Annotated in this window: 20 protein-coding genes and 1 pseudogene; 10 read left to right on the top strand and 11 right to left on the bottom strand. The window is 62.5% G+C overall.

The annotated features are described in order from the left end of the window. Positions 1 to 8: 8 nt before the first annotated feature. Together NL528_RS34970 and NL528_RS34965 are read right to left on the bottom strand one after the other, a co-directional pair. Positions 9 to 1,280 (bottom strand): MFS transporter, encoded by a 1,272-nt coding sequence (locus NL528_RS34970; RefSeq protein WP_309178925.1) that lies wholly within the window; start codon positions 1,278 to 1,280, stop codon positions 9 to 11. Between the two features lie 47 nt (positions 1,281 to 1,327). Beyond that, the gene (locus tag NL528_RS34965; RefSeq protein WP_309178924.1) at positions 1,328 to 2,050 is read right to left on the bottom strand and encodes a GntR family transcriptional regulator; all 723 of its coding nucleotides are present in this window, start codon (positions 2,048 to 2,050) and stop codon (positions 1,328 to 1,330) included. 177 nt (positions 2,051 to 2,227) lie between these two features. Between NL528_RS34965 and NL528_RS34960 the strand changes: the two genes are divergently transcribed. Both NL528_RS34960 and NL528_RS34955 read left to right on the top strand, forming a co-directional pair. Then, entirely contained in the window at positions 2,228 to 2,455 is a 228-nt protein-coding gene (locus tag NL528_RS34960) for a hypothetical protein (RefSeq protein WP_309178923.1), read from the top strand. Positions 2,456 to 2,522: 67 nt separating this feature from the next. After that, positions 2,523 to 2,705: a hypothetical protein gene (locus tag NL528_RS34955; protein ID WP_309178922.1), complete on the top strand. Its 183-nt coding sequence runs from the start codon at positions 2,523 to 2,525 to the stop codon at positions 2,703 to 2,705. A 46-nt stretch (positions 2,706 to 2,751) separates the two neighbouring features. Here NL528_RS34955 and NL528_RS34950 read toward each other — a convergent pair whose 3' ends face one another. Beyond that, positions 2,752 to 3,540 carry a L,D-transpeptidase family protein gene (locus tag NL528_RS34950; protein WP_309178921.1) on the bottom strand — a complete coding sequence of 263 codons (789 nt, stop codon included), beginning with the start codon at positions 3,538 to 3,540 and terminating at the stop codon, positions 2,752 to 2,754. Between the two features lie 263 nt (positions 3,541 to 3,803). On the opposite strand from NL528_RS34950, the gene NL528_RS34945 reads away from it, so the two are divergent. After that, positions 3,804 to 4,124: a hypothetical protein gene (locus NL528_RS34945; RefSeq protein WP_309178920.1), complete on the top strand. Its 321-nt coding sequence runs from the start codon at positions 3,804 to 3,806 to the stop codon at positions 4,122 to 4,124. Between the two features lie 13 nt (positions 4,125 to 4,137). On the opposite strand, the gene NL528_RS34940 is transcribed toward NL528_RS34945, so the two are convergent. From NL528_RS34940 to NL528_RS34925, 4 genes and pseudogenes are all read right to left on the bottom strand, one after another. Continuing rightward, positions 4,138 to 4,899, bottom strand: a complete 762-nt coding sequence (locus tag NL528_RS34940; RefSeq protein WP_309178919.1) for an ABC transporter permease — start codon at positions 4,897 to 4,899, stop codon at positions 4,138 to 4,140. Next, the gene (locus tag NL528_RS34935; RefSeq protein WP_309178918.1) at positions 4,896 to 5,819 is read right to left on the bottom strand and encodes an ABC transporter ATP-binding protein; all 924 of its coding nucleotides are present in this window, start codon (positions 5,817 to 5,819) and stop codon (positions 4,896 to 4,898) included. The genes NL528_RS34940 and NL528_RS34935 overlap by 4 nt, the downstream gene beginning before the upstream one ends. Before the next feature lie 124 nt (positions 5,820 to 5,943). After that, complete coding sequence (locus tag NL528_RS34930; RefSeq protein ID WP_375144091.1) at positions 5,944 to 6,549, bottom strand: OmpA family protein; 606 nt, start codon at positions 6,547 to 6,549, stop codon at positions 5,944 to 5,946. Next, positions 6,529 to 6,939: pseudogene (locus tag NL528_RS34925) on the bottom strand (hypothetical protein); the annotation flags it as partial. The pseudogene NL528_RS34925 and the gene NL528_RS34930, both read right to left, overlap by 21 nt. Positions 6,940 to 8,164: 1,225 nt before the next feature. Here NL528_RS34925 and NL528_RS34920 point away from each other — a divergent pair. After that, a complete protein-coding gene (locus NL528_RS34920; protein WP_309178917.1) occupies positions 8,165 to 9,229 on the top strand; it encodes a 2-dehydropantoate 2-reductase N-terminal domain-containing protein in 1,065 nt (354 codons plus the stop codon). Between the two features lie 42 nt (positions 9,230 to 9,271). Here the strand turns inward: NL528_RS34920 and NL528_RS34915 are convergent, their stop codons facing one another. Beyond that, on the bottom strand, positions 9,272 to 9,928 hold the full coding sequence (locus tag NL528_RS34915; RefSeq protein ID WP_309178916.1) for a glutathione S-transferase: 657 nt from the start codon (positions 9,926 to 9,928) through the stop codon (positions 9,272 to 9,274). Between the two features lie 116 nt (positions 9,929 to 10,044). Here NL528_RS34915 and NL528_RS34910 point away from each other — a divergent pair, with 116 nt between their 5' ends. Continuing rightward, positions 10,045 to 10,608, top strand: coding sequence for a TetR/AcrR family transcriptional regulator (locus NL528_RS34910; protein WP_309178915.1), 564 nt, complete (start codon positions 10,045 to 10,047; stop codon positions 10,606 to 10,608). A 784-nt stretch (positions 10,609 to 11,392) separates the two neighbouring features. Here NL528_RS34910 and NL528_RS34905 read toward each other — a convergent pair. Together NL528_RS34905 and NL528_RS34900 are read right to left on the bottom strand one after the other, a co-directional pair. Beyond that, entirely contained in the window at positions 11,393 to 12,163 is a 771-nt protein-coding gene (locus tag NL528_RS34905; protein WP_309178914.1) for an NYN domain-containing protein, read from the bottom strand. A gap of 106 nt (positions 12,164 to 12,269) precedes the next feature. After that, positions 12,270 to 14,927 (bottom strand): UvrD-helicase domain-containing protein, encoded by a 2,658-nt coding sequence (locus NL528_RS34900; RefSeq protein ID WP_309178913.1) that lies wholly within the window; start codon positions 14,925 to 14,927, stop codon positions 12,270 to 12,272. A gap of 284 nt (positions 14,928 to 15,211) precedes the next feature. On the opposite strand from NL528_RS34900, the gene NL528_RS34895 reads away from it, so the two are divergent. Further along, entirely contained in the window at positions 15,212 to 15,385 is a 174-nt protein-coding gene (locus NL528_RS34895; RefSeq protein WP_309178911.1) for a DUF1328 domain-containing protein, read from the top strand. Between the two features lie 9 nt (positions 15,386 to 15,394). Here the strand turns inward: NL528_RS34895 and NL528_RS34890 are convergent, their stop codons facing one another. Further along, positions 15,395 to 15,880, bottom strand: coding sequence for a thioesterase family protein (locus NL528_RS34890; protein WP_309185120.1), 486 nt, complete (start codon positions 15,878 to 15,880; stop codon positions 15,395 to 15,397). A 120-nt stretch (positions 15,881 to 16,000) separates the two neighbouring features. Here NL528_RS34890 and NL528_RS34885 point away from each other — a divergent pair, with 120 nt between their 5' ends. The 4 genes from NL528_RS34885 to NL528_RS34870 all read left to right on the top strand — a co-directional run bounded on the left by NL528_RS34885 (position 16,001) and on the right by NL528_RS34870 (position 21,083). Then, positions 16,001 to 17,419 (top strand): FAD-linked oxidase C-terminal domain-containing protein, encoded by a 1,419-nt coding sequence (locus NL528_RS34885; protein WP_309178910.1) that lies wholly within the window; start codon positions 16,001 to 16,003, stop codon positions 17,417 to 17,419. A gap of 129 nt (positions 17,420 to 17,548) precedes the next feature. Further along, complete coding sequence (locus NL528_RS34880; RefSeq protein WP_309178909.1) at positions 17,549 to 18,955, top strand: Spy/CpxP family protein refolding chaperone; 1,407 nt, start codon at positions 17,549 to 17,551, stop codon at positions 18,953 to 18,955. A gap of 121 nt (positions 18,956 to 19,076) precedes the next feature. Next, positions 19,077 to 19,574: a hypothetical protein gene (locus NL528_RS34875; RefSeq protein WP_309178908.1), complete on the top strand. Its 498-nt coding sequence runs from the start codon at positions 19,077 to 19,079 to the stop codon at positions 19,572 to 19,574. Positions 19,575 to 19,769: 195 nt separating this feature from the next. Continuing rightward, positions 19,770 to 21,083 (top strand): MFS family transporter, encoded by a 1,314-nt coding sequence (locus tag NL528_RS34870; RefSeq protein ID WP_309178907.1) that lies wholly within the window; start codon positions 19,770 to 19,772, stop codon positions 21,081 to 21,083. Positions 21,084 to 21,087: the final 4 nt, after the last annotated feature.

The raw sequence follows: 21,087 nt of genomic DNA, 5'->3' as shown, positions 1-21,087 counted from the left end.
CGTCCGTTTCAATTCGCGGCGAGGTTCGGCGTGGGAGTCGGCAGCGGCGCGGTATCGGAAAAGGTCTTGCCGCGGGTTTCCGGCAGCAGCAGCACGGCAACAAGCACGAGCGAGTAGGCGAAGGCCGCGTCCAGTCCGATGGCGGCGCCCAGTCCCAGATGCTGGCTGAGATATCCGACCAGGATCGGAAAGCCCGCCGAAACGATCCGGCCGAAATTGTAGCAGAAGCCGACGCCGGTGCCGCGAACGCCGGCGGGGTAGAGTTCGCTGAACAGCGCGGCCATGCTGGCGGGAATACCGGCGGAGAAGAAGCCGAGCGGAAATCCGAGCACCAGCATCTGTGCGTTGGTGAGCGGCGCGAACACGTAAACCAGCACGGTGAGCACGCAGGCGGAGGCGAACACGGCGACGTTCGCGCGCCGGCCGATGCGGTCGCTCAAAATGCCGCTGGCGACACAGCCGCAGAAAAACGCGACGATGATCACGGCAAGGTAACCGCCGCTGCCCAGCACTGACAATTTGCGCTCTTCGCGCAGGAACGTCGGCAGGAAGGTGGTGAGGGCGGCGTATCCGCCATGGGCTCCGACGCCGAACAAGCCGCCGATCATGGTGGCCCGCAGCACGTCGGGTTTGAAGATGCCGAACAGGGTTTGCAGCGGAGAGGCCTGCTGCGCGGCCGTGGCGATCGCGCGCGCAGGCTCCGGCACGCCCCGGCGGACGTAGAAGATCAGCAAGGCGGGTACCAGGCCGGCGGCAAACATCGCGCGCCAGGCGATATCCGCCGAGAGATGCGAAAATAACACCGTGGCGAGGATGACCGCCGCGCCCCACCCGACCGCCCAGGTGCTTTGCACCGTGGCCAGCGCCTTGCCGCGATGCTGCGGCCGGATCACCTCGGCCATCAGCACTGCACCGGCGGCCCATTCGCCCCCGAAGCCGATGCCTTGAATGGTCTTGAGGATCAGCAATTGCGAATAGCTTTGTGCGAAGGCGCAGGCGAAGGTGGCCAGCGCAAACCACAGAATGGTGATCTGCAAGGCCTTCACCCGCCCGTAGCGATCCGCCAGCGCGCCGGCGATCCAGCCGCCGAAGGCGCCTGCAAACAGGGTGACGGATCCCAACAGTCCCGCCTCCGTCTTGCTGATCGCAAAAGCGGCGATCAGTGCCGGGATCGCAAGGCTGAACATCTGGACGTCGAGCGCGTCCAGCGCCCAGCCCATGAAACACGCCCAAAATGTCTTGCGCTCCGGCGCGGAGCTCTCCTGGTACCAGTTCGACATCGTTTCCTCCCAGAACCGCGCCGGCCATTTTGGCTCGGCGTTAGCCGTCAGCGAATTTCCACGTGGTAACGGAATTTATCGGCGGCGCCGCGCGAGCGGCGCCACTCCAGCGGCTGCCGCGCCAGATCGTAGGCAAGCCGCTCGATGACGATCAGCGGCGCGTGCGGTTGAAGCCGCAGCAGTCGCGCCTTCATGGTATCGGCGGTCTCCACCGTCAGCGTTTCCTCGGCCGAGACAACCACCTGTTCGCAGCGTTCCTCGTAGAGCGGATAGAGCAGATCGCCGAATTCACCGGGATCGACCGCAAGCAGCGGTTCGAAGCGAGCCCTCGGCAGCCAGATATCCTCCGCCAGCAGGGGCAGGTCATCGATCAGCCGGAGCCGCACCAGGTGGATAACGCCCTCGCGTGGACGGATGCGCAGCGCCGAGGCGACTACCGAGGGTGCCGGCAACGCCTCGCGGCGCAGGATGCGGCTGACGGGAATGCGGCGTTCGCCGGTTTCGGATTGAAAGCGGAAAAACCGGAACATCGAGGCGTTGAAGCGGGTCCGCTTCACGAAGGTGCCACGGCCTTGCTGCCGGTCCAGCACGCCCTCGGCGACCAGCTGGTCCACGGCCTTGCGCACCGTGCCGATGGCGACGCCGTGGCGCTTGGCGAGATCGGCCTCGGACGGGATCGCATCGCCCGGGCGCCATTGTCCCTCGGCGACCGCCGCCGCCAGCGTGTCGCGCAGCCGCTGGTATAGGGGTAAGCGCAGATCCAAATTCATATAGTCATCTATATGACTGAGGTCGCGGGAGTCAATTGATCCCTTTCGCAGGACTCAGGCCTCTCGGGCGTCCTGGTGGGGTGGAGTCTTGCCGACACCTCCGGCTTCTGCGGAACTCGCAGGTGTCTCGGACATTCTCTTCATGCCGCGCTTGGGCGGCCCAAGGAGAGTTTTCAAATGAAACGTTTATTGCTGATCGGAATCGCCGCCTGTGCGTTTGCGGCATTGCCGACGCTGTCCGCCTCGGCAATGCCTCACGCGACCGCCGACACGCTGGTGAGCGATATCGATAGCCCCATCATTCTTGCTCATGGCGGTCATGGCCATGGACATGGGCACATGGGACGCGGTGGTCGCGGACACCATTACGGGTGGGGCAGAGGCCGCCACCGTGGCTGGCATTGATCGATACTCCGGACAACTCAGTTGGAGGCCGCCTTGTTGGCGGTCTCTTTCATTTGGTCGACATGCAATGTCGCCAGCTTACGCGGCGGGCTATCGCAATTTCTTCGGGATGGCCGGCCTGCATCGCTTCTTCCACACGCCGGCCGACGATGTCCGCACCACCAGTCCGGAAATTCTCGAACCGGTGGCCCGTGCCTTCACGGAGGCGGTCCGCAAGGCCGCGGAGCGTGGCGAGCGCGCGTTCAAATAGGGCCTCGTCTCTCGGCGTGAAAAAGGATCGATGCGCCGGCCGCGCGTCAATTCTGGTAGGTGAAGAGCCCGCGTGGCTGATAATACGGCCGCGGCTGGTAGTAATTGCCTTGCGGCGCCGGCGCATAGCCGCGATTGACGTAATATTGCTGCTGCGGCTGCGGATAGGCCTGCGCGTCATAGACGCGGCGGCTGCCGGGCGGCGCCGGATAGCGTGCCTCATTGGAGCTGCCGTCGGCCGGATAGATGTAGCCGTCATCGGCGCGGGCCTGCGGCACCGGCTGCTGCTGCGGCGTCAGCACCACTGGATCGCCGGCGGAATCGTATGGCTGTTCATATTGCGACGCTGGAGCGCGGCGGGCGACGGCGGTGTTGCCACGCGGCCGCGGGTTGCGGGCCAGCGCGACCTGGGCCGAGCCGGTCAGCGTCACCGTGGTGTTGAGCACGCCTTCCTCCTGCACCAGCGCATACAGCGTCGAGGCATTGTCGCGCGACAGCCGCACGCAGCCATGCGAGGCGGGCGTGCCGAGACGGCCGACGGAATCGGTGCCGTGAATCGCATGTCCGATCTTGGTGAAGAAGATCGAATGCGGCATCGGCGCGTCGTCGAATTCCTTGGAGTAGTGGTCCTCTTCCATGCGGAAGGCGCGGAACGAGCCGTTCGGCGTCTCGCGCGAGGGGATGCCGGTCGACACCGGCCAGCGATAGCGCGCGACGCCGTCGATGGCGACGGTCATCTGCTGGTTGTCCTTGTCGATGGTGATGGCGACTTTGGCTTGCGCGGCGCCGGTGGCGAATAGCATGAGCCCGGTGAAGGCAACGAGGAAGGAACGCATTTTACCTATGGCCTCCAGGCCTCTTTGACTTAGGCACCTGATTGCAGTACCGCGGCTCTCCGTCCCCCGGCATTTAATATGGCCGGAATCCGGCTCCGGTTCCAGTGGCACGCAACCTGATCGTTAATCCGACATCCTGACTTTTTCGCGAGTGGTGACGGGCCCGCGACTCGAATTCGTCACAGATGCGCAACGATTTGGCCCCAAGGCCGTTTCAGAATCCCGCCTCACGACGCGATTGCCGCGGAATTTAAGGAATCCGGATGAACAAAACCAAGGTTAAGACGGCAGCGCTTGCTGCTGGCCTTCCCGTGCGGCTGATGCTCGCGGCCGCCGCCATCATGCTCGCGCTGCTGGCGATGCCCTTTGCCGGGCATGCGCAGGGCATCGTGCGCGGCGCCCGGGAAGGTTCGTACGAGGGCAACCGGATCGCCGGCCCGGTGGGTGGTGTGGTCGGCGGCGCGGTCGGCGCCGGCGTCGGCGGTGCCATGGGCGCGGTCAAGGGCGTGTTCGGCATATCCGATCATGGCTATCGCTGCCGGGGCTATTACAATCGCCACGGCCACTTCCGCTGTTATCGCTGACGCGATTTGCGCGTCAGTTCTTCAGCCGGTAGCCGGTCTTGAAGATCCACCACACGATGGTCATGCAAACGACGAGAAAGCCCACCGTCATGCCGAGGCTCAAGGTCACGCTGACATCGGCGATCTCGTAAAAGCTCCAGCGGAAGCCCGAGATCAGATAGACCACGGGGTTGAGCAAGGTGATGGTGCGCCAGCCTGATGGCAGCATGTTCACCGAATAGAAGCTGCCACCCAAAAACGTCAGCGGCGTCACTACCAACATCGGGATCATCTGCAGCTTCTCAAAACCGTCGGCCCAGATGCCGATGATGAAACCGAACAGGCTGAAAGTCACCGCCGTCAGCACCAGGAAGGTCAGCATCCAGATCGGGTGATGGATCTGCAGCGGCACGAACAGCCCGGCGGTGGCGAGGATGATGAGGCCGAGGATGATCGATTTGGTGGCGGCGGCGCCGACATAGCCGAGCACGATCTCGAAATAGGAGATCGGCGCCGACAGCAATTCGTAGATCGTGCCGACGAATTTCGGAAAATAGATGCCGAACGAGGCGTTGGCGATGCTCTGCGTCAGCACCGACAGCATCACCAGCCCCGGCACGATGAAGGTGCCGTAGCTGACGCCTTCGACCGAAGTGATGCGCGAGCCGATCGCCGCACCGAACACCACGAAATACAGCGAGGTCGATACCACCGGCGAGACGATGCTTTGCAGCAGCGTGCGCCAGGTGCGCGCCATTTCGAACAGATAGATCGCGCGGATCGCCTGGAAATTCATGGCGCCCTCACCAGGCTGACGAAGATGTCTTCCAGCGAGCTCTGCCTGGTATCGAGGTCCGAGATGCGGATGCCGGCGTTTCTGAGGTCGCTGAGCAGGCTGGTGATGCCGGTGCGCTCGCCCTTGGTGTCATAGTTGAAGATCACTTCGCGGCCGTCTTCCGACAGTTCGAGGTTGTAGGCCGCCAGATCGGCAGGTATCGCCTCAACCTTGTTTTGCAGATACAGCTTGAGCTGCTTCCTGCCGAGCTTCTGCATCAGCCCGGCCTTGTCCTCGACCAGGATGATCTCACCCTTGTTGATGACGCCGATGCGGTCGGCCATCTCCTCGGCCTCTTCGATGTAGTGCGTGGTCAGGATGATGGTGACGCCGGACGCCTGCAGCGTCCGCACCACTTCCCACATGCCCTTGCGCAGTTCGACGTCGACGCCCGCGGTCGGTTCGTCCAGGAACAAAATCTGCGGCTCGTGCGACAACGCCTTTGCGATCATCACGCGGCGCTTCATGCCGCCGGACAGCGTGACGATCTTGTTGTCCTTCTTGTCCCACAGCGACAGATCCTTCAGCACCTTTTCGATGTGCGCCGGATTCTTCGGCTTGCCGAACAGGCCGCGGCTGAAGCTGACGGTCGCCCATACCGATTCGAACGCGTCGGTGTGCAGCTCCTGCGGCACGAGGCCAATCAGCGAACGCGCGGCGCGATAATCGGCGTTGATGTCATGGCCGCCGACGGTGACCCGGCCCTGGCTCAAATTGGCGATGCCGCAGATGATGCTGATCAGCGTGGTCTTGCCGGCGCCGTTCGGCCCCAGCAGCGCAAAAATCTCGCCGCTGACGATATCGAGATTGATGTCGTTCAGCGCCTTGAAGCCGGAGCCATAGGTCTTGGACAGATTGGAGACGGAAATGATGGGGGACATGGCGGCTTGATGATGTGACTGGAAGATGCCGGAAACGATGACGCGGCAGTGTGGCCCGGACGGGACAGGGGGTCAGCAGCAGATAGGGGCCTGAAGCGGGTTCCGCAATCAGCCGAAAAAATTATTATCTCTTTTTCGCCGGCTTTTTAGCAGCCGATGCCGAGCCTTTTGCCGCCGCTGCCTTGGGCTGCTCGCTCTGCTCAGGCATTTTCGCCACCGTCATGATCTGCGTCAGGTTGTTGGCGGGGGCGTTGGGACGGGCCGGGTCGAGCAATTGTTCCTCGCCCAATCCCACGGCCTGCAGTCGCTTCGACGAGATCTTGAAGGTGTTGACCAGGATGTCGCGGACCGCATCGGCCCTTCGCTGGCTGAGAAGCACGTTGTTGTCGCGCCGGCCGGTCGATTCGATATGGCCGACGATCAGGAATTCGTAGGGCAGCAGCGTCGAATTGACCAGCGCGTCGGCTATCCGCCCAATCGTCTGATAGGATTCCGGCCGGACGATCGGCGTGTCGGTATCGAACTGGATGTCGACGCTGAAACCCGGCAGCTTGGTCAGCTCGGGGGCGATCGGCGGCCGCTTCTGCGGCGGCGGCTCGTTCTTGGCCCGTGATTTCGATCGCTCGGCTGTTTGCTGGCGCAGCGTCACAAGATTCAGATCCGGCGGCGTCTCCAGGCCGCCGAGCTGGGTGACGAAGTCGCCCTCGGCCTTGTATCCGGCGTCGCCGATCGCCTGGTTGCATCGGGCGGTGAGGTTGCTGATGCCCAGCAGGCAGGTGATGGATTTTGCGGCTTCCTTGGCCTTGCCGCTGCACTTCTTGACGATTTCGTACTCGCATTGCCGCCCGACATTGGCGCGCGCCGCAATGTGTTTCTGGATCGCGTCGAGCGCGCCGGGATAGTCGGCCTTGCATTGGGCCGACATGGTATCCTGGTTCTTGTAGAGGCAATCCTTGGTGCGGTTGGAATCCAGATTGACGCCGCGGCAATTGGCGTCGAGGTCCGCCCCGCAGCTCTTGCCCAGCGTCGCGGCGGCATCGCCGAAACTGATCGTCTGCGCCGCCGCCAATGACGGCGCGGCGAGCAGAAGGACCAACAATGTCGGCAGACCCCGGATCATGGCTTCATCTGATACGATGAAGTCGCCGGTGGTCAAGGGCTCCAGCGCCACGGTACGGGACTAAAAGTCGGGGTTGCCGCGTCCGCGAACGTGGCCGCTTCCAGCTAGCGGAAATTGGCGGCTGACGCCGCGGGCCTTTGCTCGCCACGCCAAGGCTGACGGCACGCACAGGTGTCTGATTCAGTTTTCAAAGAGCCTCAACACTCTCGCCGTCATCCCCGGATGAGCGCACTTGCGCTCACTCGGGAGGTGCGAGCGCGGCGAGCCTCGAAGGATGGGCCGCAAGCACCGTGGCTGTCATCCTTCGAGGCTCGCCCAAGAGGCTCGCACCTCCAGCGACAACGGCAAAGCCGTTGCGCGGGGATGACGGATTAGACATAGGCGCTCTTTCTCGCGACACGATGCGCCCGAGTTGTGCAAATTCGTTACCCTCGAAAAGCAGAGGGCGCAGGGAAAGCTGGGTGCCCGGAGCACCCGCGGCCCGTGTGCATTGGTAGTAAGCACACGGTAGTCACCACGAGTATTCCGGAAATCACCCGGCTTTCCCCGCGCAATGGTTTTAACGGTTTCCTTCGTGCTCTCCCCGGCGACGAATTCCTTTTGTCACCGTCGTCGCGCGGATTGACGGTTTTGCTCGTCCCGGTTGGGGCTCGCAAAACCTCCGCGGACTTGACATCAGCAACGGATGCCAGGACCACACGACTTCGCCGTACGCAGCGACCTCACCAAACGCTCCGACCGGCCGTGTGCGGCCTGCCGAAGTCTTGGCGAAGGCGTTGAAGCGCCGTTCGTCCTGCGCGCTGGTGCTCGCTCACGGAAACCGCCCTGCGAACACACTTGCGCGCCCGACGCTGCCGCGTCCACCGCATCCCACCGCGCGTTTCGTGACGATCGCGAGCCGCCCCTCATTTGGGTGAGACGGGCGGAGTTATGCCCTTGATTTGCCCGTCGGGGTGAAGCGAAATATTTTTGCACGAGGGGGTGGACAAGGGATTTCGACAATCGGCAAGTGATTTGCCCGTCGGGCAAAATCACGGGGTGATTTGATGCGCCGAACGATGGCGTCACGCTGCCGCGTGGGCGCGCGCGGGCAATTCCGTCAGGCCGACGATGTTGGCCTTGACGTGGTCCGTGATTTCTGGGCAAAGCGGACGTTTCGCAGGCTTTGGCGTTCCACGAACATTGCTTACGCTCGGCTTGAGGGCGTGGGAGAGGCTGAGAGAGTATGGCGCGTAACATTCTGATTCTGGGAGCCTCGTATGGCTCATTGCTGGCGACAAAGCTGCTGATGGCGGGTCACAACGTGACTCTGGTTTGTCGGAAGAAGACTGCAGAACTCATCAATCGCGACGGAACCGAGGTTCGCATCAAGCTGCGTGACGAGGCGATGCACCGGGCGATTTTTTCGCGCGATCTGCCTGGCAAATTAGACGCGGTCACGCCCGCCGACGTCGATCTTTCCCGTTACGATCTGGTTGGTCTTGCCATGCAGGAGCCGCAATACACCAACCATTCGATCCGGGTTCTGATGATCAAGATCGCCGAGGCGAAGCTGCCTTGTCTTTCGATCATGAACATGCCGCCCTTGCCCTATCTCAAGCGGATCCCCGCATTGGCGGAAATGGATCTGGAGGAGGCCTACACCAATGCCCAGGTATGGGAACGGTTCAAGCCGGGACTGGTGTCGCTGTGCTCGCCTGATCCGCAGGCTTTCCGCCCGCCGGAAGAGGCGGCGAACGTCCTTCATGTCGGCCTGCCGACAAACTTCAAGGCAGCGACGTTTTCCGATGAACAACACAACAAGGTGCTGCGGGAGCTGGAAGCGGACATCGACGCGGTCAAGCTGGACGGCCAGGACGTTCCGGTAAAACTCAAGGTGTTCGATTCGCTGTTCGTCCCGCTGGCCAAATGGTCGATGCTGCTGACCGGGAATTACCGCTGCATCACGCTGCACGAGCCGCAGTCAATCCGCGACGCCGTGCACGGCGATCTGAAGCTCTCGCAATCGATCTATGACCATGTCGACGCCATCGCGCGGCGTCTGGGGGCCGACCCGACGGATCAGGTTCCTTTCGCAAAATATGCCAAAGCGGCGGAAAGCCTCCTCAAGCCCTCATCGGCGGCCCGCGCGGTGGCCAGTGGCGCGCCGTTCATCGAGCGGGTCGACCTGCTGGTGAAGCTGGTTTCGGATCAGCTCGGCGTGCCCAGTGCCGAGATCGACCGCACGGTCCAGACCGTCGATCAAAAATTGAACGAGAAGATCGTGGCGGGCGGATCCGGCGCGCCATAACACGCGCCATCGCCGTTGGACGATGGCGCGCCGCAGTCGATTTCAAACGGAGCCCTCGGCCGGTTCTGACATCGTCACCCGGTTCTTTACGCTGGGACGCTGCTGCATCCTTGCGTACCAGGCTTGAAGAGCCTCGCATTCCGCAGGCACCGGCAGCTCCACGAGCCCCGCAAAGATCAAACCGCCGATGACCGTGATGTCGGCCATCGAGAAGGCCTCACCGGCGACGAACGGCTGTCGCTTTAGAATGCCATCGAAGTAGTGCATGCCCTTGAGGGCTTTGTCGCGCTGACGGAACCCCCACTCGGCGTTCTGATAAATCTCGACGTCGGGTCCAAGCCCCGGTGTGGCGTGGTGGAAATAAACACTGATGGCGTCGAGCAGCTCCAACTCGGCGCGCTTGCTCATCATGTGGATCACGCCCTTTTCGCGCGGTGTCGTGCCGGTGAGTGTGGGAGCGCCATCGAGCGCGTCAAGATACTCGGTAATGGCCGTGCATTCGCCAATGAAGGTCCCGTCGTCGAGTTCGAGCACCGGCAGCGTGCCTGAGTAGTTCTTGGCGAGGAATTCGGGCTTCTTGTGCTGGCCTTTCCAGAGATCGACCGACACAAACTGGACGCGCGGCTGCAGGTTCTTCTCGGCCAAGGCAATGCGGACGCGAGCCGGATAAGGGCCGGTGGGCCAATCGTAAATCTTCATCATTATTTCCTTTTGTCTACCTGCCACTTGGTAGTCTACATATAGAGCTTCAAACTTGCCCGGTCAACGCCTATCTGTCACTTGGTAGGTTGGCTACGAAGCGGTGAGGCAGTGAGATGAGTTCAAGTTCTCGGGAGGCCATCCTGGCGGCCGCCAGAAGGACCGCACAGGCGCATGGCTACAGCGGCTTGAATTTCCGCGATCTCGCGGATGACGTGGGCATCAAGGCAGCTAGCATCTACTATCACTTCCCGAGCAAGGCCGATCTGGGCGCGGCAGTAGCGAGGCGCTATTGGGAGGACACCGCGGCTCACCTCGAGTCTATGTTGGCCGGAACCTCGGATCCGGTCCGCTGCCTGCAGCAGTATCCCGATATTTTTCGCAAATCGCTCGAGAGCGATAATCGCATGTGCCTCTGCAGCTTCATGGCTGCCGAACATGATGACCTGCCGGAAGCGGTGAAGAGGGAGGTCCAGACCTTTGCCGATGTCAATGTTGCGTGGCTGAGCAGGGTTCTGTCCGCTGCGGCCGTGGTCAGTTCCGGGGAAAGCGAACGGCGGGCTCGCGCCATCTTCGCCGCTGTCGCCGGCGCCCAGCTCATGGCGCGGAGCCGCTCGGATATCTCGCTCTATGACGCGTTGATCGACAGCTATCGCGCGGCGGGTCTCCTGCCGGCCTAAACGATGTGATCCTTCATGCCGGCGTGCGGCGTTCGGGAATTACGGTGCCGGTGCACTGAATCTTGAATCACCAGCGCAGCGGCGCCATCCTCGCGAAACGGCCGATGGCGACGGCACTCATGCTCTGAAGTTTACTTCCGCTTTCGACGGTACAAGGCCGCACTTTGCTGCTGGCTCAAGCCGGTCGCGAATGACCCGACGGCGACATTCGGTAAGTCGTGACGACATCTGCCGAGTTCATGACTCGGTTTCCGAACTATTCCTGTTGAGCCCGCGGGCAACGGCCTGTTCGACCCCAGTAGCCTGGTTTGATTTTGGCAGGGGCCTAATTGCGCTGTGTGCACAAGTGGACAGAACTAGCGGCGCTGGCAGAGTATTGTAATTCTATCACCGCACGTTCCCGTGGCTTTTATCGGTGAGGAGAACGCCGGTCGCGCTCCCGCCTGCCTCGAACAGAAGTAGCGCCATGCAGCAACAGCGACGCCGTTTCAAGCAAACAACAACATTAGACCAGCGTTTGTCGGAGCAAGCCGAGCGGCTTCGCAAAGAGGCCCAGGGTACGCCCCCAGGGGTCAAGCGGGACGAACTACTGCGTAGAGCCCGGCAGGCCGAAACCGCGGCGCACATGCAGGAATGGATCACGTCCCCCGGACTACGCGCGCCTCAGTGAGCATTGAAACAACCGACGCTGGAGTAAGGCCGGTGCGGAACGACCACGGTTTCGCCCGAGGTGACAGCCTGCCGGCTCAAGCCGGTCGCGAATGACACATAGCGGATCGCCGCGTCACGTCGGAGCAGCTTTTCCAGGAGTCTTCGATTCTGCGGGTGCTTCGGTAGCAGGCTTGATACGAATGCGCATCAAGCCGCCTTTCGGTCGTTCGATCTCGAATGAATTCGTCCTTCGCACCAGGTCGCTCAACTTTCGAAAGCCGTAGCTTCTGGGATCGAAATCGGAGGCGAGGTTGGAAAGCCGCCCTCCGACTTCTCCCAGAGGAACCCAGCCGTCCTCGCTCTCCATCTGTTCAATCACCTTCTTGATGATGGGTGCCGCCGAACTGACGGGCTGGAGAGGCTCCGGCGTTGGGACGGCATCCCTGTTGTTCGTCGCGCCGGGGAGCAGATTCTCGGTGTACACGAATTTTCGGCAGGCCTGCCGAAAGCTCTCCGGGGTTTTCTGCTCGCCAAACCCGAAGACATCGACGCCTTGCTCGCGGATGCGGGCGGCGAGGCGGGTAAAATCGCTGTCCGATGAAACAAGACAAAATCCGTCGAACCGGCCGCTATGCAGCAGGTCCATTGCATCGATGACCAGCGTGATGTCGGATGCATTCTTTCCGGTCGTATAGGCAAACTGCTGCTGCGGTATGATGGCGTATCTGGACAGTTTTTCCGCCCAGCTCTTCGAGCGAGGATCGGAGAAATCGCCATAAATGCGACGAACGCTTGCCTCGCCTATCTTCGCGATCTCCTCGAACAGTCCATCCGCGATCTTTGCCGAAGCATTGTCCGCATCGATCAGAACGGCGAGGCGAGGTGAGCGTGGTTCGGAAGGCATGATGTATCCCCCAAATAGCTATGGCCTAGGAGCAGTTCCGGGAGCCCATCATTGCGTCGAAATCAGCAATCTCGCCCGACGGCGTTTAGTGATCGCCACTTCTGGCTTACACCCGCTCCACAAAGCTATCGACCACCTTCTTCTCGCCGGCCTTCTCGAAGGCGATGGTGAGCTTGTTGCCGTCGACTTTCACCACATTGCCGTAGCCGAACTTCTGGTGAAACACGCGGTCGTCGAGCGAGAATTCCGAATTCGTGCCGGTGGATTTCGCCACCAGTTCGCCTTCGATCACCATCGGCCCGCGCTTGGTGCGGGAGAAGCCGCTGCCCGTTTCGTTGCGCGAACTCTGGAAAGACGACTGGCTTTCCTCAAACCCGCCCCTGTCCGAGCCGCCGCGGTTCTGATTGCGGGCGCGGTTGGCCTGGGCGCGTTGCCAGCCCGGCGTCGTATAGCTGGAGCCGAAGGACTCGACGTTGTCGAAGCGCGAGGGGCCGTAGCCGCCGGAGCCGCCCCAGCCCGAACCGCCCTTGGATTCCGTGATCTCGACATTCGGCGCCGGCAGCTCATCAAGGAAGCGCGACGGGATCGTGGTCGACCAGGTGCCGTGAATGCGGCGGTTGGTGGCGAAATAGAGCTTGGCGCGGCGGCGCGCGCGCGTCAGCCCGACATGGGCCAGACGACGTTCTTCCTCGAGGCCGGCGCGGCCCTGTTCGTCGAGCGTGCGCTGGCTTGGAAACAGGCCTTCCTCCCAGCCCGGCAGGAATACATTGTCGAATTCCAGGCCCTTGGCGGAATGCAGCGTCATCAGCGACACCGCTTCGTCGTCGGCGCCGCCGTCGCGGTCCATCACCAGCGAGATATGTTCGAGGAAACCCTGCAGGTTCTCGAACTCCTCCATCGAGCGCACCAGTTCCTTGAGGTTTTCCAGCCGGCCGGCGGCGTCGGCGGAACGGTCCTTCTGCCACATCTCGGTGTAGCCGCTCTCGTCGAGCACGATTTCGGCCAGCTCCGTATGCGAGGTCACCTCGCGCCGGGCGCGCCAGCGGTCGAAATGCAGGATCAAGTCGCGCAGGCTCCCGCGCGCCTTCGGTTTCAGTTCGTCGGTCTCGACCACGGCGCGCGCCGCCTCGAACAAGGGAATCCGGCGCTTGCGGGCGTGGTCATGCAGCATCTGCACGGTGGCGTCGCCGAGCCCGCGCTTCGGCACATTGACGATGCGCTCGAAGGCGAGATCGTCGGCCGGCGAATTGATCACGCGCAAATACGCCAGCGCGTCGCGGATTTCGGCGCGCTCGTAAAACCTTGGACCGCCGATCACGCGATAGGGCAGGCCGAGCGTGACAAAACGATCTTCGAACTCGCGCATCTGGAACGAGGCCCGCACCAGGATCGCGACCTCGTTGAGGTTCTCACCTGATCGCTGCAACTCCTCGATCTCCTCGCCGATGGCGCGGGCTTCCTCTTCCGAATCCCAGGAGCCGGTGACGGTGACCTTTTCGCCGTCGACGTCCTCGGTGCGCAGCGTCTTGCCGAGCCGGCCTTCGTTGTGCGCGATCAGATGCGAGGCGGCGGCGAGGATGTGGCCGGTGGAGCGGTAATTGCGCTCCAGCCGGATCACTTTGGCGCCGGGAAAATCGTGCTCGAAGCGCAGGATGTTGTCGACCTCGGCGCCGCGCCAGCCATAGATCGACTGGTCGTCGTCGCCGACGCAGCAGATGTTTTTGAGCGGCGAGGAGGGCGCCAACCCGGGATGCGCGCCGATCTCCCTCGCCCCGCTTGCGGGGAGAGGGTCTTCCGTCATTCCGGGATGGTCCGAAGGACCAGACCCGGAATCTCGAGATGAGTCCTCTTTATTTAGAGATTCCGGGTTCGCATCTTCGATGCGCCCCGGAATGACCGGAGAATCCGACTGCCCCGGAATGACCGCAGAAAGCGGCGCGCCCGGCTTGCTCGGTGCTTGCGACAGCAGCCTGAGCCACAGATATTGCGCGACGTTGGTGTCCTGATATTCGTCGACCAGGATGAACTTGAACCGGTTCTGGTATTGCCGGAGCACATCGGGATGTTCGCGGAACAGCCGGATGTTCTCCAGCAGCAGATCGCCGAAATCGGCGGCGTTGAGGATTTTCAGCCGTTCCTGATAGCTCGCGTAGAGCTTGCCGCCCTTGCCGTTGCCGAACACGGCGGCCTCGCCTGCCGGCACCTGCGACGGCGTCAGCCCGCGGTTCTTCCAGCCGTCGATCAATCCGGCCATCATGCGCGCCGGCCAGCGCTTGTCGTCGATGTTCTCGGCCTGCAGCAGCTGCTTCAAGAGCCGGACCTGATCGTCGACATCGAGCACGGTGAAGTTGGATTTGAGCTGCACCAGTTCGGCGTGGATGCGCAGGATACGGCCGCCGATCGAGTGGAAGGTGCCGAGCCACGGCATGCCCTCGACGGCCTGGCCGAGCATCTGGCCAAGCCGCAGCTTCATCTCGCGCGCCGCCTTGTTGGTGAAGGTCACCGACAGGATTTCGTGCGGCCGGGCCCGGCCCTGGCTCAGGATATGGGCGATCCGCGTGGTCAGCACGCGCGTTTTGCCGGTGCCGGCGCCGGCCAGCACCAGCACGGGGCCGTCCAGGGTCTCTACCGCGTCGCGCTGCTCGGGATTGAGGCCGGTGAGATATTGCGGGGCCGCCGAGGCCCGCGCACGCGCGGCGATGCCGCCAGCGGCTGGCTGGTGCTCGGGAACGCCGTGATGGGGCAACTTGCTCGGCTCGGTCATTGCGAATCGTCTTGTCCCCACGATGGCACCATGGGGCGGTGAAGGGGAGCCTTCTTAGCAGGGATTAAGGGCCATATAGGGCCTCTTCGGCCGTTTTGACAGGTTTTATCCCGCAGCTTCGGCAGGTTGGTTTTCGCGACCCAAGCGCGACTTTGTTCCGCGAAAATCCGAAAATTTCCCGGTTTAGCGGCCAGGAACCAGCATTCTCCGGCCGGATTGTTTCTGCAGTCGTGGCGCGGCGTTCTCAGCCGTGTCGATTGAGGCAGAAAACAGAGGATCGGATCATGCTGAGTTGGGTCGTTACGTTTCTGATCGTGGCGTTGATCGCAGGCATTCTGGGCTTCGGTGGTGTCGCCGGCGTCTCCATCGAAATCGCCAAGACGATCTTCTTCATCGCCGTCATCCTGTTCCTGGTGTCGGCGGTGGTGGGGCTGGCGCGCGGACGCACGCGGGTCTAGTTGAGTAAGTTACTTCGAGGGCATCGCCACTTTCCGGCCGATGCCCTCGGGGCGCGGCACGGCCGCATGCGAATTGACCACCGCCTCGATGCGGGCGCGGATGTCTGATGGAAACGGCGCGGTCTTGCGTGCATTCATGTCGATATGGATGGTCATGTTTTCCGAGGTGGCGGAGAGCCAGCCCTCGGTGGCGTGGCGCAGTTCCTCGAACGTATGGATCCGCTTTTCGTCGGCGCCGAGCAGATAGACCGTAATCTGCACGGGATCGCCGAGGTGGATCTCGCGCAAATAGCGCACATGGCATTCGGCGGTGAAGGTCGAGCCGTGGCGTTCCTTCATGTAGCCGGGGCCGATCCCGAGCTGCAACCACATCTGGTCGATCGCGCGGTCCATCATGACGTTGTAATAGGCCATGTTGAGATGGCCGTTATAGTCGATCCATTGCGGCTGGATCTGCATCACCGAGGATAGAAACGGCGCAGGCGGCAGCGGCATATCCCTGATGTCCTGGGCTGCGGCAAGGCTCGTCATCATGCATCCCTGTTTGTTCGATCTGGTCTCTTGACCCCTTATATATCCTTTGCCACGGTCGTCTAAAGCCGGGAGGAATTTGGCGTGGCGACAACAAGATTGGACAATTTGCAACGACCGGAGCCGCAGGCGCTGGCCAGCACCATTGAGGCGCTCGCGGCGCGGTTCGGCAACCGGCTGATCACCTCGCAGGTGGTGCGCGAACAGCACGCCCATACCACCACCTGGCTGCCGTCGCAGCCGCCGGACGCGGTGGTGATGGCGCAGGAAACGCCTGATATCCAGGACGTGGTCCGGATCTGCGCTCAATTTGGCGTGCCCGTGATCGCGTTCGGCACCGGCACCTCGCTGGAGGGCCAGGTCAATGCCCCCGCCGGCGGCATCTGCATCGACCTGCACGACATGAACAAGGTGCTCGAAGTCCACGCCGACGATCTCGACTGCGTGATCCAGCCCGGCGTCACCCGCAAGGCGCTGAACGAGCATCTGCGCGACCAGGGCGTGTTCTTCCCGATCGATCCCGGCGCCGACGCCTCGCTCGGCGGCATGGCCTCCACGCGCGCGTCCGGCACCAATGCGGTGCGCTACGGCACCATGCGCGACAATGTGCTGGCGCTCAAAGTGGTGCGCGGCGACGGCGAGATCATCACCACGGGCACGCGGGCGAAGAAATCCTCCGCCGGCTACGATTTGACGCATCTGTTTGTCGGCGCCGAGGGCACGCTCGGCATCATCTCCGAGCTCACCATCAAGCTGCGCGGCATTCCCGAAACCATCGCCGCCGCCGCCTGTTCGTTCGAGACCGTGCGCGGCGCCTGCCAGGCGACGATCCTCGCGATCCAGACCGGCATTCCGGTGGCGCGCATCGAGCTGCTCAACGCCGAGCAGGTCAGGGCCTGCAATTCCTATTCGAAGCTGACGCTGCCGGAGACGCCGCTGCTGCTGCTGGAATTCCATGGCAGCGAGAACGAAGTCGCCGAGCAATCGAAGAATTTCAAGGAGATTGCCGGCGAATGCGGCGGCGGCGAGTTCACCTGGACCACCAAACCCGAGGACCGAACGAAACTCTGGCAGGCGCGGCACGACGCCTATTGGTCGGTGAAGGCGCTGCGCCCCGGCGCCGGCGTGGTCGCGACCGACGTCTGCGTGCCGATCTCGCGGCTGGCCGATTGCGTCACCGAGACCGAGGACGATCTGAAGCGGCTCAATTTGCTGTCACCGATCGTCGGCCATGTCGGCGACGGCAATTTCCACTGCTCGCTGGTTTGCGACCTCGACAATCCGCAGGAGATGGCGCGCGGCGAGGAATTCATGCACCGGCTGGTCGAGCGCGCGCAGGCGATGGGCGGCACCTGCACCGGCGAGCACGGCATCGGCCAAGGCAAGCAGAAATACCTGGAAGCCGAACTCGGCCCCGAGGCGATCGACGCCATGCGCGCGCTGAAGGCGGCGCTCGATCCGCAGAACATCTTCAATCCCGGAAAGATCGTGCCGGCCGCCTAGCATCTCGTCTTTCCGGCGTGTCAGTCCGCCCTCTTCCCGCAGGCGCGCTGGCTCCGCGAGTGGAACTTTTGCCTCCTTTCGGCGTCTTTCCAGTGCCGCAGCATCCGCGGCGTGGTGCAGGAGGGTGCCATGTCCAAATCGGCCATCGGAATTGCGGTCCTTGTCGTGGCGGCGCTGCTGTCGGGCGCGGCTCTCGGCAGGGGCGGCGGCGGTCACGGCGGCGGCGGCCATGGCGGTGGTGGCCACGGTGGTGGCGGCGGCCATTTCGGCGGCGGTCATTTCGGTGGTGGTCATTTCGGCGGCGGCCATTTTGGCGGTGGAGGCCACGGCTTCGGCCACGCGCATTTTGGCGGCGGGCACCATGGCGGTGGAAGGTTCGCAATATCTCACTCGTTTTCGCACGGGGGTTTTCACGGCAATCGCTCGTTTGCCGGACACGGCAGAGCGAATTTCAGCCAGATCCGAAACGCCGCGGTCGCATCGGGAGGCGCCCGCAACGCGATGAACTCGCTGTCGCACGCCGGTGGATTGCGCAACGGGCGCCTGCTCAGCAATCCCGCGGCACGCGCGCAGGTCGCCGCCGGCCTCGCCATGGCGGGCTGGCACGGCAGCGGCGCCCGCGGGTGGTGGCAACACGGCAGCGGCGGGTTTGGATGGGTCGGTCCGCTGTTCTGGCCGTTCGCCTATTTCGACATCTATGACTATGCGATCTGGGGAGACGGCTTCGGCTTCTGGGACTACGGCTACCCCGACATTTACGCCGGAATATTTGCGCCCTACGGCTATGATGATCTGGCAGGCTATCTGGCACCGCGCCCGTCCGGGCGACGGCACGCCAGGGTCGCTCCGTTGGCGGAGATGTGCGGTGACGACAGCCGCGATATCGCCGGCCTTCCGATCGTCCAGATCGAGACGGCGATTCAGCCGACCGAAGCGCAAGGTGCGGCACTCGACGAACTCGGCAACGCATCGATCTCGGCCGCCCAGACCATTCGTGCGGCATGCCCGACGCAGATCATACTGACGGCGCCGGGCCGGCTGGCGGTCATGCAGCAGCGCATCGAGGCGATGATGTCAGCGGTCGCCGCCGTGCAGCCGCCGCTGGAGAAGTTCTATGCTCTGCTGAACGACGAGCAGAAAGCCCGGCTCAATGCGCTCGCTGACGATCAGCGCAGGACCGCCGCGGCCAGCCATGCCGGCGCGCCGCTGGTTCCAAGCTGTGGCGCCGCGCAGCCGTCCGGTGTGGAATGGCCGGCCAGCGAGATCGAGGCCAGGTTGCACCCGAACGACACCCAGCGCGCCAGTCTTGCCGCGCTGCAGGATGCCAGTGCCAAGGCCGCCGAAATGCTGAAGGCGGCTTGCCGGACGGACGACGCAATGACGCCACCGGCGCGGCTCACCGCGATCGGCAAGCGGCTCGATACCATGGTGCAGGCCGTCAAATCGGTGCGGACCGCGCTCGAGAATTTTTACGCCACGCTGAGCGACGAGCAAAAGGCGCAGTTCGAGGCAATCGGACCACGGCGGTCGGCGTAGCCCAAACCGGCTCAAAATCATCAAGGCAGCGGCAGAAACCCGCACCAGGCGGCGCATCGGCTTTGCCTGAGGATTTTCCAGCCTCTGTTGCCGGAATGTCACCACCGGCGGATTTCCCGGGATGAAAATGCCGCCGTCGGGTCATGTCGTCCGTTTTTGCGCAGCGCACCGGCCGCCGATTCCATATGTCGATTTTATTTTTAAAGACTTAGCAATGCGATGGTTCAACAAGCGTAAGCCTGAGGACGTCTGGAACGAAGCCATTCAGTGGCCGATCGGCGATATCGAGGCTGCCCAGCGGATACGCGACATCTGCCGTTCCGCCGCCGACAGCGCCGAACGGGTCGGTCGTCTGACCGACGGTGCGGTCGCCAGGAAGAAATCGGATGCCCATAGAAACAACGATGCATCCGAACGCTACCAACGCGCCGCCAAGACCGCGATGGAAATCGCCCTCAAGATGTCCGACGACTTGCTGCGCGATTCCGCCGTGCGCGAGATTCTGCACCTGTGCCTGAAGGCGGACGATACCAGGACGGCGCAGATATTGTTTCGCGCGATTCAGACAGCATCCATCCGGGGCGATGTGCTGAACCAGCATCCGGCGTTGCGGCCGTGAAGTTGCGTGCCGGCCCACCCTGACGACGCGGTTCCAGCACGACTATTCTATCGCCGCGCCCGTATTCGGAAAATTCATCTTCAGTGACGCAAAGGGATTTTCGACACCAACCCCAGGACCATTGTGAGGCTGATCATTCTGGGCTACTGGTCGCCAAAATAAGAAACAAAAAAACTTTGTGAGGGGACATTTTCGATGACCAGCGACGCCGTGCTGGCGGATGGCCGTGCCGATCGCCGCCAAAGAATTTGGGCCATTTTCGGAAGTTCATCCGGCAATCTCGTCGAATGGTTCGATTTCTATGCCTACGCATTCACAGCGCTTTATTTTGCGCCGGCGTTCTTTCCAAAGGGCAATCAAACCACTCAGCTTTTGCAGACCGCAGCGGTGTTCGCGATTGGCTTTCTGATGCGGCCGATCGGGGGCTATGTCTTCGGTTTCGTCGCCGACAAGTACGGCCGCAAGAACTCGATGATGATCTCGGTGCTAATGATGTGCGCGGGGTCACTCGCCATAGCCATACTGCCGACCTATGCGACCATCGGAGCCGCGGCGCCCGCGCTTCTGCTGATCGCGCGCATGGTACAAGGGCTGTCGGTCGGCGGCGAATACGGCACCAGCGCCACCTACATGAGCGAGGTGGCGCTGCCGGGCAAGCGCGGCTTCTACGCGTCCTTTCAATACGTAACGCTGATAGGCGGACAGTTGCTTGCCTCACTGGTTGTCCTGATTGTTCAGCTGGCGCTGTCCGACACCGAACTGAGAGCTTGGGGATGGCGTATCCCGTTCTTCATCGGAGCTATCTTCGCGGTGGTCGCATTGTTCCTGCGGGCGTCGCTCACTGAGACGTCATCGGCTGAAACCCGCTCGCGCAAGGAAGCTGGCTCCTTGCGCGAAATCTTCAAGCACCACACCAGGGCTTTCCTGACGGTCCTCGGCTTCACCGCGGGCGGATCGCTGATCTTCTATACATTCACCACCTACATGCAGAAATATCTTATCAACACCGCGCATATGAACGACCGTACCGCGAACATAGTGATGACCGCGGTGCTGTTTACCTACATGATCCTGCAGCCACCGTTTGGTGCATTTTCAGACCGCTTCGGCCGCAAGACGTCAATGCTGTTGTTCAGCGGTCTTGCAACTGTTTGCACGGTGCCGCTCATGTACGCCATCGGCGATGTCAGGAGTCCCTACGCTGCGTACGGGTTGATCGTCCTGGCGCTCGCCATCGTGTCGTTCTACACGTCGATCAGCGGCCTGGTGAAAGCAGAAATGTTCCCGCCCGAGGTGCGCGCGATGAGCGTTGGCCTGGCTTACGCCCTTGCCAATGCGATCTTCGGCGGCTCTGCCGAATACGTCGCACTTTGGTTCAAGGACAGTGGGGCGGAAACCGACTTTTATTGGTATGTCACCTTTATGTGCGCCGTTGCCTTCGTTGCCTCGGTCGTGATGCCGAATCCCAAAATCAAAGGTTATCTGCAGGGCCAAGGAACCGAAATCTAGCCGC

It is taken from the genome of Bradyrhizobium sp. Ash2021, from assembly GCF_031202265.1.
Taxonomy (GTDB): Bacteria; Pseudomonadota; Alphaproteobacteria; order Rhizobiales; family Xanthobacteraceae; genus Bradyrhizobium.
Note: the sequence above shows the minus strand (reverse complement) of the source record. Positions and strands in the feature narration are given on the sequence as shown.